Consider the following 15,623-nt stretch of genomic DNA (forward strand, 5'->3'; position numbering starts at 1 on the left):
GCACGACACACGGAGACCGGCGATGGTTGTGCGGGCCGCCGGTCCTCAGCGTCCGAGCCGTCCGCGGACCATACCGACCATGCCGTTGATCTCTTCGATCCGCATGCGCTTCGCAGCGACGAAGAAGACCCCCATGAGAGCGGCCCCGCCGAAGATCAACGCGACCAGCGAACCGAGGGCGCCCTCGCCCAGGCCCAGCAGCAGGGCGAAGCCCACGCCGCCGCCGATGACCGCTGCGGGGATCGCCGCGAGGCACAGGCGGGCGTACGTACGCACGACATGGGCGCCGTCCAGGTCGCCGCCCAGCCGGTTACGCAGTCGACGCCAGGCGATGCCCACGCCGACGGCGTAGGCCAGCCCGTACGAGGCCGCCATGCCGACGACCGCCCACTGGGCCGGAAGGACCACGTAGCAGAGAGCGGAGGCGGCAGCGTTGACCGCGGCGACAATGACCGTGTTGTAGAACGGCGTGCGGGTGTCCTCGTACGCGTAGAAGCCGCGCAGCACGACGTACTGCACGGAGTACGGGATGAGGCCGAGACCGAACGCCATCAGGATGAAGCCCATGGACCGGGCAGCCTCGGTGCCGCTGGACGAGTACAGCAGGGTGCACATCGGGACGCCGAGCGCGAGAAACGCGAAGGCCACCGGCACGATTGCCACGGCGGAGTTGCGCAGCCCCTGGGAGATGTCGTCACGGACCGCGCCGGGGTCGTTGTCGTGGGCGGCGCGGGAGATACGGGGCAGCAGGGCCGCCATGACCGAGACGGTGATGATCGCCTGCGGCATTCCCCAGATCAGCTGGGCATTGGAGTAGGCGAGGAAGCCCGCGCCGTTCCTGCCGGAAGCCTGCCCGGCCGCTGTTGCCAGCTGCGTGACGACCAGGACACCGGCCTGGTTGGCGAAGACGAACAGGACGGTCCACTTGGCCAGCTTGACCGTCTTACCGAGGCCGTGGCCCTTCCAGTCGAAGCGCGGACGGAAGCGGAAGCCGGCCTCGCGCAGATACGGAATCATCGCCAGGGCCTGGACGACCAGTCCGAGCAGCGTGCCGATACCCAGTAGCCGGATGCCCTCCGGCGGAATCGTCTGCACACCCATGTGGGATTCGGCGGAGGTGCCGTAGACCCAGATGAACATGCCGAACGTGAAGATCATGACGATGTTGTTGAGGACCGGGGTCCACATCATCGCGCCGAACTTGCCGCGTGCGTTCAGGATCTGGCCCATCACCACATGCACGCCCATGAAGAAGATGGTGGGCAGGCAGTACCGGGCAAACGTGGTGGCGACGTTGTCGGCCGCAGGATCGTTCGCGATCGTGCTCGACATCAGGTGGATCAACAGGGGGGCGGCGAAGACGGCGATCGCCACGATCACGCCGAGCGCGACCATCACAAGGGTCAGCAGACGGTTGGCGTAGGCCTCGCCGCCGTCTTCGTCGTCCTTCATGGAACGGACGAGCTGTGGAACGAAGACCGAGTTGAGTCCGCCGCCGACGGTGAGGATATAGATCATCGTCGGCAGCGTGTACGCGATGGTGAAACTGTCACCGAGCAGCGCCGCACCCAGCGCAGCGGTGATCACCAGGCTGCGTACGAATCCGGTGAGCCGGGACACCAGGGTGCCGGCCGCCATCACCGCGCTGGACTTCAGCAGGCTGGAGGCCCGGCCGCCGGACTTCGGCGGGGCCGGTGCAGGAGCCGGTTCGGGCTCGGGCGGAACGGGGGGCCCGGCCGGCCCCTCCTGGTCCCGGAACAGGTGCGCGAACGCGTCCGGTCCCTCGTGGCCCTCGGACGCCTGGGTGACGAGGTCGTCGACGCCGACGAACTGGGTGGTTGCCGCGTCTTCGCCGTAGGGCAGGTGCCGGGACGGCCCGGCGGGCTCGGGCGGCGGGGTCTGCGCCCAGACGCGCGGATCGGGGGCGTACTGCGCCGCGGGCGGCTGCTGGTAGAGCGGCTGCGGCTGCTGGTATGTGCCAGGGGGCGGGGGCGGGTGTGCGGCGCGGTCGTACAGCACCTCGGCCACGGGGTCCTGGGCGGAGAGGTCCTGGGCGCGGTAGGGATCGCGGTTGTACGCGTCCTGGAGGTACGGGTCCGGCGTGGGATCCACCCGCCCCGGGTCCGAAGGCGTCGGGGATCCATCGGAGGGCCCGGCTCCGCCCGCACCCTGACCGCGGTCACCGTCGTACGGCGCGTTCATCGATACCCCACCTCATTGTCCCCGGCCGACCGGCCACGACAGACATCGCTCAACGGTCCACTTTCTCACCCGTGCCCGACGGCTCCCCGCTTTCCGGACCGGTGTCCGGCGTCGGGTCACTCGGCTGCTCGGGTTCACCGCCGTCGCCGCCGGACGGGCCGTCCGCGTTGGCACGCTTGCGATGGGTGTACATCCTGATGCCCGCGAGGACCAGCAGCAACAGTCCGCCGGCGATCACCAGCAGCACGGTCGGTGTGACCTCGGAGACCTTCACCGTGAAGGTCATCTCCTCGCCGTACGGCGTGCCGTCCTCGGTGTAGAGCTGGGCCTGCACCTGCACCTGGCCGTTGGCGTTTGCCGAGGCGTCGAACTTCACGGACTGGCTGTGGCCGCCCGCGATGCGGATCGGCTTCTCCGCCACCGCGCCGCCGTCGTTCAGCTTGAGCCGTGTCGCGTTGTCCGACTTCAGCCGGAGAACAAGGTGATCGACACCCTGCACCAGCTTGTTCTGCACGGTCACCGGGATGGTGGCGCTGCGGCCGGACAGGGTGACGTCCGACTTGGAGATGAGTTGTACCTCGTTGGTGAGGCCGTGCAGATACGTGCGTACCGCGTCCCGGTACTGCTGTGCCTCCAGCGGCCTGCCGCGCCACGAGGTCGACATGGACCGGTTGATCGCGTTGCCGAAGGGGGTTACGACCCGCTCGGGCTGGGTGAGGATGACCCGGAAGCTGTCGAGCGAGGCCTGGGTGGCCTTGATGTCCTGGAAGGCCTGGGTGGGCAGCTCCTGGCTGCGGAGCTTCCTCGGGTACTGGGAAGTCCCGGGAACCCTCGTTGTCGCGTCGGTGTCGGGCTTCGCCTCGGCCGCGTCCACCAGGTCGAGGGGCTGCGTCCACCGTTCGTCGTCGAGGGCGTGCAGGGCGCGTGCCATCGACTGCGCCTGAGCGGCGGTCGGCATCCTCTGCGGTGCGACGACGATGCTGCGCTCGTCGTCCGTGTCCTGGTCGTTCAGGGCGAGGGTCGTGGCGAGAAACTTCTGAACGGCGAGGGTGGAATTCCCCGCATTCGACATGTCGCCCTCGAAGGCCCTGGAGAGCCGGTGGTCGGCGACGACAGCGGTGGTGCCGCCACCGATCGGCCGGGCCGCGCTCGGCGTGTACGGCAGCCCCCCGGTCTCCTGGAGGCTGTCGCTACGGGCGATCACGTTGTGCGCACCGGCCGATGTGGCGACATCGACGATCGACGGATCGATGGCACCTTCGACCGGCCACGCGAAGTCCGTGGACGGCTTCACATGCAGGACGGTCTCCACCGTCGGGCCTGCCACCTCGGTGGCGTTCTGCAGGTGGCTGAGGCTTCCCGAGACGTTCTTTCCGCGGTGGGCGAGGGATGCCAGGTCCGGGTCGGCGAACGGCAGCGCGACGACCTTGTCGTCCGCCACGGCCGTCTCCAGCTGGGTGAGCCACTGCTTGGCGACGTCCTGGTTCTTACCGGCGACGGTGGTGTCGCCGACCTTGATGCGGTAGCTCTTCGTCATCGCGTCGACACCGGCCAGTAGATCCGGGTCGATCACCCAGGTCACAGGCAGCTGGCTGCCCAGCGAGACCATCTGCTCGAGGCGTCCGCCGGGAGCGAGCTCCGCGGCGAGGTCGTCGTCGGCGAAGACCGGGGTCTGCTGCTCGTCGGAACCCGTCTCGGCAGTGAGGTGGGCCGAGGCGATCAGCGGCCAGAGATAGGTGATCCGGGTCCTGGAGTCACTCTCGTCCTCCTGCCAGGGAAGGAAGGTGCGCTCGATGCCGAGCACCTGCTCGTACGGGGCACGGGAGGTCTGTCCGGACAGCGAGACACCGAACTGGTAGACACCGGCGGCGTCGAGCCCCAGCTTGCCGACGGGCACGGACAGCGTGAAGTTCTGGGTGATCCCGGACGGGAGCTTCGCGATCTTCAGTGTGTACTTGCCGCCGATCGCCGCCGGATCGCTGCCGGGCACATACCCGGTGCGGTCGGCTGCCGCGTCGATGGACGTCCTGCCGAACAGTCGCGGCCCCACCCGCAGGTCGACCCGGGCATCGGTGACCGTTTCCTTGCTCCTGTTGGTCAAAGTGCCGGAGACAGTGAGTGTGTCCCCCTTCACCGGCGCGCTGGGGGCCAGGGAGTCCAGGGTCACGTCGACGGTGCTGGAGCCGCTCGGAGCCTTGCTCGCCTCGTCCGCCTGCGCCCCGGGCACGGCCGGACCGGCCAGCAGAGTGGCGACGAGTGGCGCTCCGAGGATCACGGAGGCTGTGCGCCGCAGCCACCGGCGGGCAGGAGAGTGACTGATCCCCCGAATGTCTGCCGCCTCGGCCACGCGCCTGTCCGTCCCTCGTCGTAGTCAGCTGCTGTCGATCGTTGTCGGTTGCTGCGTCCCCGCATGGTAACGATGTGCGCCGGGGCCACGTGCTGGGGAGTGCGCTTGGTGATCGGGAGAGTCTTGCAGGGCGAAAAGAAACGATGACGCCCGGGCCGGTCCGGGCACGTACCCTTTTCTGTTGTGCCGAACGCCAATGAAGACATTTCCAGTGCCCTGACCCAGGTGCAGCACCGCGCAGTCAGTGAACTGCTGCGGGTGTCCCCGGTCGCCGACGACCTCGCCCGCCGTTTCCAGGATGCCGGATTCAGTCTCGCCCTGGTTGGCGGCTCGGTCCGGGACGCGCTTCTCGGCAGGCTGGGGAACGACCTGGACTTCACCACCGATGCCCGCCCCGAGGACGTCCTGAAGATCGTCCGCCCGTGGGCGGACTCGGTGTGGGAGGTCGGTATCGCCTTCGGCACGGTGGGCTGTCAGAAGAACGGCTACCAGATCGAAGTCACCACGTATCGGTCAGAGGCGTACGACAGGACCTCGCGCAAACCGGAGGTTTCCTACGGCGACTCCATCGAGGAAGACCTCGTACGCCGCGACTTCACGGTCAACGCGATGGCCGTCGCGCTGCCGCAGAAGGAATTCATCGACCCGCACGGTGGCCGTGAGGACTTGGCGGAGCGCGTGTTGCGCACCCCCGGGACGGCCGAGGAGTCGTTTTCCGACGACCCGCTGCGCATGCTGCGCGCTGCGCGCTTCGCGGCGCAGTTGGACTTCGATGTCGCCACCGATGTGGTCACCGCGATGACTGAGATGGCAGGACGTATCGAGATCGTCTCCGCCGAGCGGGTCCGCGAGGAGCTCAACAAGCTGCTGCTCTCCGCTCACCCCCGGAAGGGTCTTGGACTGCTGGTCTCCACGGGACTCGCGCAGCAGGTGCTGCCGGAGCTGCCCGCGCTGCGACTGGAAAGTGACGAGCATCACCGTCACAAGGACGTCTACGAGCACTCGCTGACCGTCCTGGAGCAGGCGATCGATCTGGAGGAGGACGGACCCGATCTGACTCTGCGGCTCGCGGCGCTGCTCCATGACATCGGCAAGCCGCGGACCCGGCGCTTCGAGAAGGACGGGCGCGTCTCGTTCCATCACCATGAGGTGGTAGGCGCCAAGATGGTCAAGAAGCGAATGGCTGAGCTCAAGTACTCCAACGACATGATCAAGGACGTCTCGAAGCTGGTGGAGCTGCATCTGCGCTTCCACGGCTACGGCGACGGGGAGTGGACCGACTCCGCCGTTCGCCGGTATGTGCGTGATGCGGGTCCGCTGCTGGAGCGTTTGCACAAACTGACCCGCTCGGACTGCACGACGCGGAACAAGCGCAAGGCCAGTGCCCTCTCGCGGACGTATGACGCACTTGAGGAGCGCATTGCACAGCTGAAGGACCAGGAGGAGCTGGACGCCATCCGGCCCGACCTGGACGGCAACGAGATCATGCAGACACTGGGTGTCGGTCCTGGGCCGGTGATTGGCAAGGCGTACGCGTTTCTGCTGGAGCTTCGGATGGAGCACGGCCCGATGGGGCGCGACGCCGCGGTCGCTGAGCTCAAGAAGTGGTGGGCCGCGCAGAGCTGAGGTCGGAAACGGCGTCATGTTTCACGTGAAACATGACGCGACCGATACGAGGAGGGGCACTGTTTCACGTGAAACAGTGCCCCTCCTCGCATCGGTCGGCTTTGAGGTCAGCCCGTCGGTTACGGCCGTCTGGCCGCTGCCCGCAGGGTCCGGGGCCTTGCTGTGGCGGATTGGTCATTCGGCGCTCCCTGGATGTGAGCCATCCCTCCCTTTGGCGCACGCGCGCTATAGCGCTCCTGCGACGCGGCTCCACCGGAACATCGTCACCGAGACGATCGTGTAGAGCGCGGCAACTCCGATCACCACCGTGGTCGACTCGCCGTCGGGAGTCAGGAGCAGGGCGGCTACTGCGGCAGCGCCTACAAAGGCCACGTTGAACAGCACGTCGTACAGGGAGAAGATCCGGCCTCGGAAGGAGTCGTCCACCGACGTCTGCACGACGGTGTCCGTTGCGATCTTCGCTCCCTGGGTGACCACTCCGAGGACGAACGCCGCGACCAGCATCGGTCCGGGGCTGAACCACAACCCCAGCGCGGGTTCGAGGACGGCGGCCGCGGCTGCACAGGCCGCCATCCAGCGGAACCGGCCGAGCCACCCCACCGCCCAGGGCGTCACCAGGGCGGCCGCGAAGAATCCCGCACCTGAGAACCCCACGGCAAGACCGAGCAGGGCCAGTCCGCCGACGTTGCTGTCGGACCAGGCGTACCGGCACAGCATCAGCACCATGACGGTCAGCGCCCCGTAGCAGAACCGGATCACCGTGATGGCGGCCAGCGCCCGTGCTGCGTCCTTCCGTTCCGCCAGATGGCGCAGTCCGCCGACGAGTCCCCGTGCGGTGGTGGCCAGGGCGTCCCTCAGTCGGAGACGGGGGCCGCCCGGATCCGGCCCGAGGAGACCGGCCGCAAGGCGCAGGGATGCCAGCGCCGACGCAAGGTAGAGCCCCGCACCCAGCAGCACGACGGCCGCATCGGAGTCCGCCGCGACCAGACGTACGGCGAAGGCAAGGCCGCCGCCTGCCGTGGCGGCGAGCGTTCCCGCGGTCGGTGAGAGCGAGTTGGCCATGACCAGCCGGTCCTCGTCGACGACCCGGGGCAGCGCGGCCGAGAGACCCGCCAGCACAAAGCGGTTGACCGCGGTGACGCACAGCGCCGAGGCGTAGAAGAGCCATTCGGGCGCGGAGCCGAGGATCAACAGGGCGGTGCAGCAGGCGAGGGCGGTGCGCAGCAGATTGCCGTACAGAAAGACCTGGCGGCGCGGCCAGCGGTCCAGGAAGACGCCGGCGAAGGGGCCGATGAGGGAGTACGGAAGCAGCAGTACGGCCATCGCGGAGGCGATGGCTCCCGCCGATGTCTGCTTCTCCGGGGAGAAGACGACGTGTGCGGCGAGGGCGACCTGGTAGACGCCGTCGGCGGACTGGGAGAGGAGCCGTACGGCGAGCAGACGACGGAAGTTCCGAAGGCGCAGGAGTACGCGCAGATCACGTACGACGGGCATGAGGGCAAGGGTCACATACGTTGAGGGTCCCCGGGCGGATTACCCGGGGACCCTCAACGATGCGGGAGAGGCGGAGCGTTGCCGCTCAGCGCCCTCCTACGGTGACACGCCGTTTCCGGTCGGGTCAGCGCTCGACGTCGCCGTTGATGAACTTTTCGACGTTCTCGCGGGCCTCGTCGTCGAAGTACTGGACCGGCGGGGACTTCATGAAGTACGAGGACGCGGAGAGGATCGGGCCACCGATGCCGCGGTCCTTGGCGATCTTCGCGGCACGCACGGCGTCGATGATGACACCGGCGGAGTTCGGGGAGTCCCAGACCTCGAGCTTGTACTCCAGGTTCAGCGGAACGTCACCGAAGGCGCGACCCTCGAGGCGCACGTACGCCCACTTGCGGTCGTCCAGCCAGGCCACGTAGTCCGACGGGCCGATGTGCACGTTGTCCGCACCCAGCTCACGGTCACGGATCTGGGAGGTGACGGCCTGCGTCTTGGAGATCTTCTTGGACTCAAGACGCTCACGCTCGAGCATGTTCTTGAAGTCCATGTTGCCGCCGACGTTCAGCTGCATCGTGCGGTCCAGGACGACGCCCCGGTCCTCGAAGAGCTTCGCCATCACGCGGTGCGTGATGGTGGCGCCGACCTGCGACTTGATGTCGTCACCGACGATCGGGACGCCGGCCTCGGTGAACTTGTCAGCCCACTCCTTGGTGCCGGCGATGAAGACCGGGAGGGCGTTGACGAACGCAACCTTGGCGTCGATGGCGCACTGCGCGTAGAACTTCGCAGCGACCTCGGAACCGACGGGCAGGTAGCAGACGAGAACGTCGACCTGCTTGTCCTTGAGGACCTGGACGATGTCGACCGGGGCCTCGGTGGACTCCTCGATGGTCTCGCGGTAGTACTTGCCCAGACCGTCGTGGGTGTGGCCGCGCTGGACCGTCACGCCGGTGTTCGGCACGTCGGCGATCTTGATCGTGTTGTTCTCGCTCGCGCCGATGGCGTCCGCGAGGTCGAGGCCGACCTTCTTCGCGTCGACATCGAAGGCGGCGACGAACTCGACGTCACGCACGTGGTACTCGCCGAACTGGACGTGCATCAGACCGGGCACCTTGCCGGCCGGATCGGCGTCCTTGTAGTACTCGACGCCCTGCACCAGCGAGGCGGCGCAGTTGCCCACGCCGACGATGGCTACGCGAACCGAACCCATTCCGGTTGCTCCCTGTGTTGAGTGTTCTCGGTGATTCCGATGAAGGCCCTGCGGAACTGCCGGGACTTCATTTGCCGGTGTCATCGGACGGATCCGGCGGGGTATGACCCCGATGCCGGGGCAGGCCGTCCGACTCTCCTGCTGTGTTCTGCGGAGCCGAGCCCTCGGGCGAGGATCGTCGCTGATCCCGTCCCGACCGCTCGCTCTCGATGAGCTCGTTCAGCCAGCGCACTTCGCGCTCCACGGACTCCATGCCATGTCGCTGCAGCTCAAGTGTGTAGTCGTCGAGTCGTTCGCGGGTTCGTGCCAGAGAGGCGCGCATCTTCTCCAGGCGCTCCTCCAGCCGGCTGCGGCGGCCTTCCAGCACACGCATCCGCACCTCGTGCTCCGTCTGCCCGAAGAAGGCGAAGCGGGCTGCGAAGTGCTCGTCCTCCCAGGAGTCGGGGCCGGTGTGCGAGAGCAGCTCCTCGAAGTGCTCCTTACCTTCTGCCGTCAGCCGGTAGACGATCTTGGCGCGGCGCCCAGCCAGTGAAGAAGCAGGGGCGACCGCACGGCCGGTGACGGGCGGAGGGGCGACGGGAGCATTTCCTGTCTCCTCGATCAACCAGCCGTTGGCGACCAGCGTCTTGAGGCAGGGATAGAGGGTGCCGTAACTGAAGGCGCGGAAGATCCCCAACGAGGTGTTGAGGCGTTTGCGCAGTTCGTACCCGTGCATCGGCGACTCGCGGAGCAGGCCGAGTACGGCGAACTCGAGGATGCCGGAGCGTCTGCTCAACTTCGCCTCCTCCTTACTCCGAGTGCTCTCGCGGAGCCCTATGACGAGCTGATGTATCGACTCGATACATCCTGACGATAGATCGCTCGTCGCGTTGCGACAAGGGGGACCGTCGTGAACGGCGTCACATCATCAATTCGTAGTAAGCGACTTGCGTTATTTGGGGTGAACTTCGGCTCTAGGGGGGTTTTGACCGTGCGTAGTCTGTGCGGCATGCAGACCACCGGGAACCGTGTGGCGTCCGCGCGCGTCAGTCATCGCGGACCGACCGGATCGGCTGCGGATGAGCCTGTCGCAGGGCTGGTCCGTAATTCGGGGGGACCGGATCTCAACTGCCGCTTCCAGGCGTTCTCGCCTGCCCGAGGAGTAGTCGTTCGATGAGCGAGCACCGTCGCAAAACGCAGCAACCGCAAGGTGGCGGGCGTGCCGCGGCCAGACGAGCCGCCCAGTCGTCCTCAGGACGCCGCGCAGCGCCGTCACGCGGAGTAACTTCCGAGTCACCTTCCGATTCCTACGGCGGGGAGAGTCCGTACGGCGGACGCGCCGAGGCCAGGAGAGCCGCCCAGCGCGGCGGGCGCCGTGCCGCCGAGGGGGGTGGCGCAGGTTATGGCGGAGGGGGTCGCCGTCGCGGTGGCGGCGACGGGCGCGAAGGACCCGGCCGGGGCCGGGGACGCGGTAATCAGCCTCCTGCCAAGAAGCGCTTCATCGACTACCCGCGCGCCGGCAAGTACGGAGCGAGGCGCTGGATGCCGTCGTGGAAGCTGGTCTCCGGTCTGTGTATCGGCTTCCTCGGCCTGCTCATGGGCTTCGCCGGGCTGGCGTACGCGATGGTCGGCACGCCCAAGGTGAAGGATGCTGCCAGGGCGCAGAACAACGTCTACTACTGGGCTAACAACAAGGAGATGGTCGCGACGGGTGGTGAGACCAACCGTCAGATCATCGATTACTCACAGATCCCCGCAGCCATGCGGAACGCTGTCATCTCGGCAGAGAACAAGTCGTTCGAAACGGACAGCGGCATCGACCCCATGGGTATTGCCCGGGCCTTCTACAACATGGCCAAGGGCGGTGAGACCCAGGGCGGCTCGACGATCACCCAGCAGTACGTGAAGAACTCGCGCCTCAACCAGGAACAGACCCTGAGCCGTAAGTTCGAAGAGCTCTTCATCACGCTCAAGGTCGGCAAGACGGAGTCCAAGCGCAAGATCATGGAGGGCTACCTCAACATCTCGTACTACGGGCGAGGTGCATCGGGGCTCCAGGCCGCGGCTCGTACGTACTACGGCACAGACGCCAAGAAGCTGGACGCGAGCCAGTGCGCCTTCCTGGCCACGCTGCTCAAGGGCGCGACCTACTACGATCCGGCGGGTGCGCCCGAGTACGACCCGGTACAGGCCACCGCGGCGAAGAACCGGGCTCGCGCGGAGAAGCGCTGGGCCTGGATCCTCAGTGAAGAGGTGAAGGACGGCCGGATGACGGCTGAGGACCACCAGAAGTACCTGAAGCAGGGGTTCCCCATGCCGGACCCGCCGAAGAAGAGTGGCAAGTTGGGCGGCCAGATCGGTTATCTGGTGGACCTGGCCAAGTCGAACTTCCTCAACAACAACGACAAGGGCATCACCGCGGACAAGCTTGCCCAGGGCGGATACGAGATCCACACCACCTTCGTGAAGAGCAAGGTGGACAAGCTCAACGCCGCGGTCAAGAAGGTCTACGACAACAAGATCAAGCCGAAGCAGCGCCCCACGACGGACACGCACGTCCAGTTCGGTGGCGCGTCGGTGGATCCGAATACTGGTGCCATCGCAGCGATCTACGGCGGCCAGGATGCGACGACGCACTACACCAACAACGCCGACACCACCGGTGCGCAGGTCGGTTCGACCTTCAAGCCGTTCGTGCTGACGGCCGCGATGGAGTACGGCAAGCGTGACCCGGCCGGCGGTCCGGACCAGGTCGAGTCGGAACGTACCCAGGTCTCGCCGAAGAGCATCTACAACGCCGACGACATGTTGAAGATCAAGAAGTACAACGGTGACGTCTGGATGGATGAGAACGGCAAGGAATGGCTGCAGTCCAATGACGGCCATGAGTCGAGGGGCAACATCACCCTTCGCGAGGCCATGCAGTGGTCGGCCAACTCCCCGTACGTCCAGCTCGGTATGGACGTCGGCACCGACAAGGTGAAGGAGGTCGCCATCGCCGCAGGTCTGCGCGACGACAGCTCCATGGCGGACTCGACCGTTCCGTCCTTCTCCATCGGTACGTCCCAGCCGAGTGCGATCCGGATGGCGGGGGCGTACGGCACCTTCGCCACCAGCGGTATGCAGCACGATCCGTACTCGGTCGAAGAGGTCAAGCTGCGTGGTGAGGTCATCTATCAGCACAAGAAGGTCCCCAAGCGCGCCTTCGACCCCGCCATCGCCGACAACGTCACCGACGTTCTGAAGAACGTTGTGGAGAAGGGAACCGGCACGCCTGCCCAGCTCCCCGGCCGCGACGTGGCGGGCAAGACGGGTACGACGGACGACAACAAGTCCGCCTGGTTCGTGGGCTACACCCCGCAGCTGTCGACGGCCATCAGCATGTACCGGCTGGACGACAACGAGAAGCACAAGAACCGTAAGTTCGAGAAGATGTACGGGACGGGTGGCGAGAAGACGATCCACGGTGCCTCGTTCCCGGCCCAGATCTGGCACGACTACATGATCCAAGCGCTGGACGGGATATCGCCCGTGCCGTTCACGAAGCCGGAGCCCTGGGGCGAGACGGTCTATGGCGGCGGCGCGACGAGCCCCAGCCCGACGCCGAGCGTCGCGCCTACGGAGACTCCCTCCAGCACGCCGTCCTCGACGCCTTCGACGAGTCCTTCGGTCCCGACGCCCGACCCGAGCGGCAGTTGCGGGGCATGGGACTGGAACTGCCAGAACGACAACGGCGGCACCAGCAGCGGAACCGACACCGGCGGAGGCACCACCACCGGCACGACCGACGGCGGTACGGGCGGTACGGACACCGGAACCACTACCGGTACGTCAGCGGCCGACGGTGGTACCACGGACACCGGCGGGAACGGCAACGGCAACGGGAACGGGAACGGGAACGGCAACATCTTCGGAGGTCCGGCCGGGTAGCGCCCGGCAGGCAAGCGCTCCACTCGGCCGGCAGGCCGGCGAAGGGGAGCCGCAGGAGGATGTCCCCAGGGCCGCCGCACCACTCGGTGCGGCGGCCCTCACCGTTTCCACAGTCCCGTACGGCAGGATGTGCGGCATGCCAAGCGCAGAGGACACGAGCGTGCACCAGGAGCGGCCCGTCGTACGGCCCACGCAACAGGACGAGATCGCGGCGGCCGGCAGTGAGCTGATCGGTGGCCGGTCGGGACGCTGGGCGAGGATCGGCACCGGCCCGCTCACACCCGTGCGTGTCGTCGCGCTGGTGGCGATCGGGATGTTTGCGCTCGGCATGGTGCAGAAGGCGCCCTGCTACAACTGGGCGTGGTTCAGAGGCGCCAGTTCGCAGTACACGCATGCCTGCTACTCCGACATTCCGCATCTCTTCGTCGGGCGTGGCTTCGCCGACGGCCTCGTGCCGTACTTCGACCGGCTGAGCGGCGACATGCAGTACCTCGAGTACCCCGTACTGACGGGTGTGTTCATGCAGGTCGCGGCCTGGCTGACGCCCGGCGGCTCCATGCAGTACCGCGAGCAGATGTACTGGATGGTCAACGCGGGCATGCTCATGATCTGCACCGCGGTCATGGCCGTGTGTGTCGCCCGTACACACCGGCGCCGTCCGTGGGACGGGCTGCTGGTCGCCCTGGCGCCCGCCTTCGCGCTCACCGCGACGATCAACTGGGACCTGCTGGCCGTCGCCCTGACGGCCGCGGCCATGCTCATGTGGTCCCGGCAGCGGGCGCTGGCGTTCGGCATCCTCATCGGCCTCGCCACGGCCGCCAAGCTCTATCCCGTGTTCCTGCTGGGGCCGATCTTCGTGCTCTGCTGGCGCGCGGGCAAATGGCGGGAGTTCTTCGTGGCGACGCTCGGCGCGGCCGCATCCTGGTTGGTGGTGAACCTGCCGGTGATGGTGTTCGCGCCCGAGGGGTGGAAGAAGTTCTACACGTTCAGCCACGACCGGCCGCTCGACTTCGGTTCGTTCTGGCTGATCATCGCGCAGCGTGCCGGCATCTCCATCTCGGTCGACACCGTGAACAACATCTCGCTGCTGCTGACGATCCTGCTGTGCGCGGGCATCGGCGTGCTGACCCTGATGGCCCCGCGCCGGCCCCGCTTCGCTCAGCTCGCGTTTCTCGTCGTCGCGGCGTTCATTCTCACCAACAAGGTCTATTCGCCGCAGTACGTGCTGTGGCTGATCCCTCTTGCGGCGCTGGCCAGGCCGCGCTGGCGGGACTTCCTCATCTGGCAGGCGTGCGAGGTCATGTACTTCCTGGGGATCTGGATGTACCTCGCGTACACGACGAGCGGTGACAAGCACCAGGGGCTGCCGACGGAGGGCTACCAGCTGGCGATCGCCGTGCATCTGCTGGGCACGCTGTACCTCTGCGCCGTCGTCGTACGGGACATCCTGATGCCGGAGCGGGACGTCGTACGCAGTGACGGGTCGGACGATCCGTCGGGCGGGGTGCTCGACGGGGCCGAGGACGTCTTCGTACTGGGACACGCAGCGACGCACCGGCCGCGGCACGCGGCGCACGCGGTCGAGGGACCGTGGGTGGAGTGGGGCACGGCGCACGAATCGGTCACCGACTGAGCAGGGCCTCGCCGGAAGGCTGCGAGCCTCCGGCGAGGCCCTGGCCTCAACGGTCGTTCTCCGGGCCGACCCAGCGCCTCAGCGGTCGACGAGGCGGTCGAACTGGGTGGTCGTGTGGCGCAGATGGGCGACCAGCTCGTCCCCGACCTTCGGCTCCGGCGCGTCCGCAGGTACGAACAGGATCGACACCTGCATGTGCGGCGGCTCCGCGAACCAGCGCTGCTTGCCCGCCCAGACGAACGGCGACAGGTTGCGGTTGACCGTGGCCAGGCCGGCGCGGGCGACGCCCTTGGCCCGCGGCATCACGCCGTGCAGGGCCTTCGGGGCCTCCAGGCCCACGCCGTGCGACGTACCGCCGGCGACGACCACCAGCCAGCCGTCGGAGGCGGCCCTCTGCTGGCGGTAGCCGAACCGGTCGCCCTTGACGACACGTGTGACGTCGAGGACGGAGCCCCGGTACTCCGTCGCGTCGTGGTCGCCGAGCCACAGCCGCGTGCCGATGCGGGCGCGGAAGCGGGTCTGCGGGAACTGCTGCTGCAGCCGGGCCAGTTCCTCGGCACGCAGATGGCTGACGAACATGGTGTGCAGCGGCAGCCGGGCCGCCCGCAGGCGGTCCATCCAGCCGATGACCTCCTCGACCGCGTCCGAGCCGTCCGTCCGGTCCAGCGGCAGGTGCAAGGCAAAGCCTTCGAGGCGTACATCCTCGATGGCGGCGTGCAGCTGCCCGAGCTCCTCCTCCTTGACGCCGTGACGCTTCATCGAGCTCATGCACTCGATGACGACCCGGGCCCCGACCAGCGCGTGCACACCGTCCACGGAGGACACGGACCGGATGACGCGGTCGGGCAGCGGCACCGGTTCCTCGCCCCGCCGGAACGGGGTGAGCACCAGCAGATCGCCGCTGAACCAGTCCTTTATGCGGGCCGCCTCATAGGTGGTGCCGACGGCCAGAGTGTCGGAGCCGAAGCGGATCGCCTCGTCGGCGAGCCGCTCGTGACCGAAGCCGTATCCGTTGCCCTTGCAGACCGGGACGAGCCCGGGGAACTGGTCGAGCACGGATTTCTGGTGCGCCCGCCAGCGCGCGGTGTCGACGTAGAGGGAGAGCGCCATGGCCGGTCCGGAACCTTTCTGGTGGCTGCGGTGTATCAGAGGTGTGCGGAGCTTGATGAAGTGCCTGAGATTGGTGGCCTGCCTTCCGGCATGCC

The 15,623-nt window shown here is 67.3% G+C and carries 9 protein-coding genes; 3 read left to right on the top strand and 6 right to left on the bottom strand.

The genetic code is table 11. The annotated features are described in order from the left end of the window. Positions 1 to 45: 45 nt before the first annotated feature. Together murJ and ACIA8E_RS14145 are read right to left on the bottom strand one after the other, a co-directional pair. Positions 46 to 2,202 (bottom strand): murein biosynthesis integral membrane protein MurJ, encoded by a 2,157-nt coding sequence (murJ, locus tag ACIA8E_RS14140; protein ID WP_399297806.1) that lies wholly within the window; start codon positions 2,200 to 2,202, stop codon positions 46 to 48. Between the two features lie 49 nt (positions 2,203 to 2,251). Continuing rightward, a complete protein-coding gene (locus tag ACIA8E_RS14145) occupies positions 2,252 to 4,549 on the bottom strand; it encodes a DUF6049 family protein (protein ID WP_399297808.1) in 2,298 nt (765 codons plus the stop codon). Between the two features lie 183 nt (positions 4,550 to 4,732). Between ACIA8E_RS14145 and ACIA8E_RS14150 the strand changes: the two genes are divergently transcribed. Next, positions 4,733 to 6,175 (top strand): CCA tRNA nucleotidyltransferase, encoded by a 1,443-nt coding sequence (locus ACIA8E_RS14150; RefSeq protein ID WP_399297810.1) that lies wholly within the window; start codon positions 4,733 to 4,735, stop codon positions 6,173 to 6,175. Between the two features lie 225 nt (positions 6,176 to 6,400). Here ACIA8E_RS14150 and ACIA8E_RS14155 read toward each other — a convergent pair whose 3' ends face one another. The 3 genes from ACIA8E_RS14155 to ACIA8E_RS14165 form a co-directional block, all read right to left on the bottom strand. Continuing rightward, the gene (locus ACIA8E_RS14155) at positions 6,401 to 7,669 is read right to left on the bottom strand and encodes an MFS transporter (protein WP_399297812.1); all 1,269 of its coding nucleotides are present in this window, start codon (positions 7,667 to 7,669) and stop codon (positions 6,401 to 6,403) included. Between the two features lie 124 nt (positions 7,670 to 7,793). Continuing rightward, positions 7,794 to 8,876: an inositol-3-phosphate synthase gene (locus tag ACIA8E_RS14160; protein WP_030973768.1), complete on the bottom strand. Its 1,083-nt coding sequence runs from the start codon at positions 8,874 to 8,876 to the stop codon at positions 7,794 to 7,796. Between the two features lie 67 nt (positions 8,877 to 8,943). Beyond that, entirely contained in the window at positions 8,944 to 9,651 is a 708-nt protein-coding gene (locus ACIA8E_RS14165) for a helix-turn-helix transcriptional regulator (RefSeq protein WP_399297814.1), read from the bottom strand. 377 nt (positions 9,652 to 10,028) lie between these two features. Between ACIA8E_RS14165 and ACIA8E_RS14170 the strand changes: the two genes are divergently transcribed. Then, positions 10,029 to 12,785 (top strand): transglycosylase domain-containing protein, encoded by a 2,757-nt coding sequence (locus ACIA8E_RS14170; protein ID WP_399297816.1) that lies wholly within the window; start codon positions 10,029 to 10,031, stop codon positions 12,783 to 12,785. A 136-nt stretch (positions 12,786 to 12,921) separates the two neighbouring features. Continuing rightward, positions 12,922 to 14,418 (top strand): glycosyltransferase family 87 protein, encoded by a 1,497-nt coding sequence (locus ACIA8E_RS14175; RefSeq protein ID WP_399297818.1) that lies wholly within the window; start codon positions 12,922 to 12,924, stop codon positions 14,416 to 14,418. 78 nt (positions 14,419 to 14,496) lie between these two features. Here ACIA8E_RS14175 and ACIA8E_RS14180 read toward each other — a convergent pair whose 3' ends face one another. Continuing rightward, positions 14,497 to 15,528, bottom strand: coding sequence for an alanine racemase (locus tag ACIA8E_RS14180; protein WP_030973776.1), 1,032 nt, complete (start codon positions 15,526 to 15,528; stop codon positions 14,497 to 14,499). Positions 15,529 to 15,623 lie beyond the last annotated feature (95 nt).

The sequence above is a fragment of the Streptomyces sp. NPDC051664 genome (genome assembly GCF_044453545.1).
Taxonomy (GTDB): domain Bacteria; phylum Actinomycetota; class Actinomycetes; order Streptomycetales; family Streptomycetaceae; genus Streptomyces.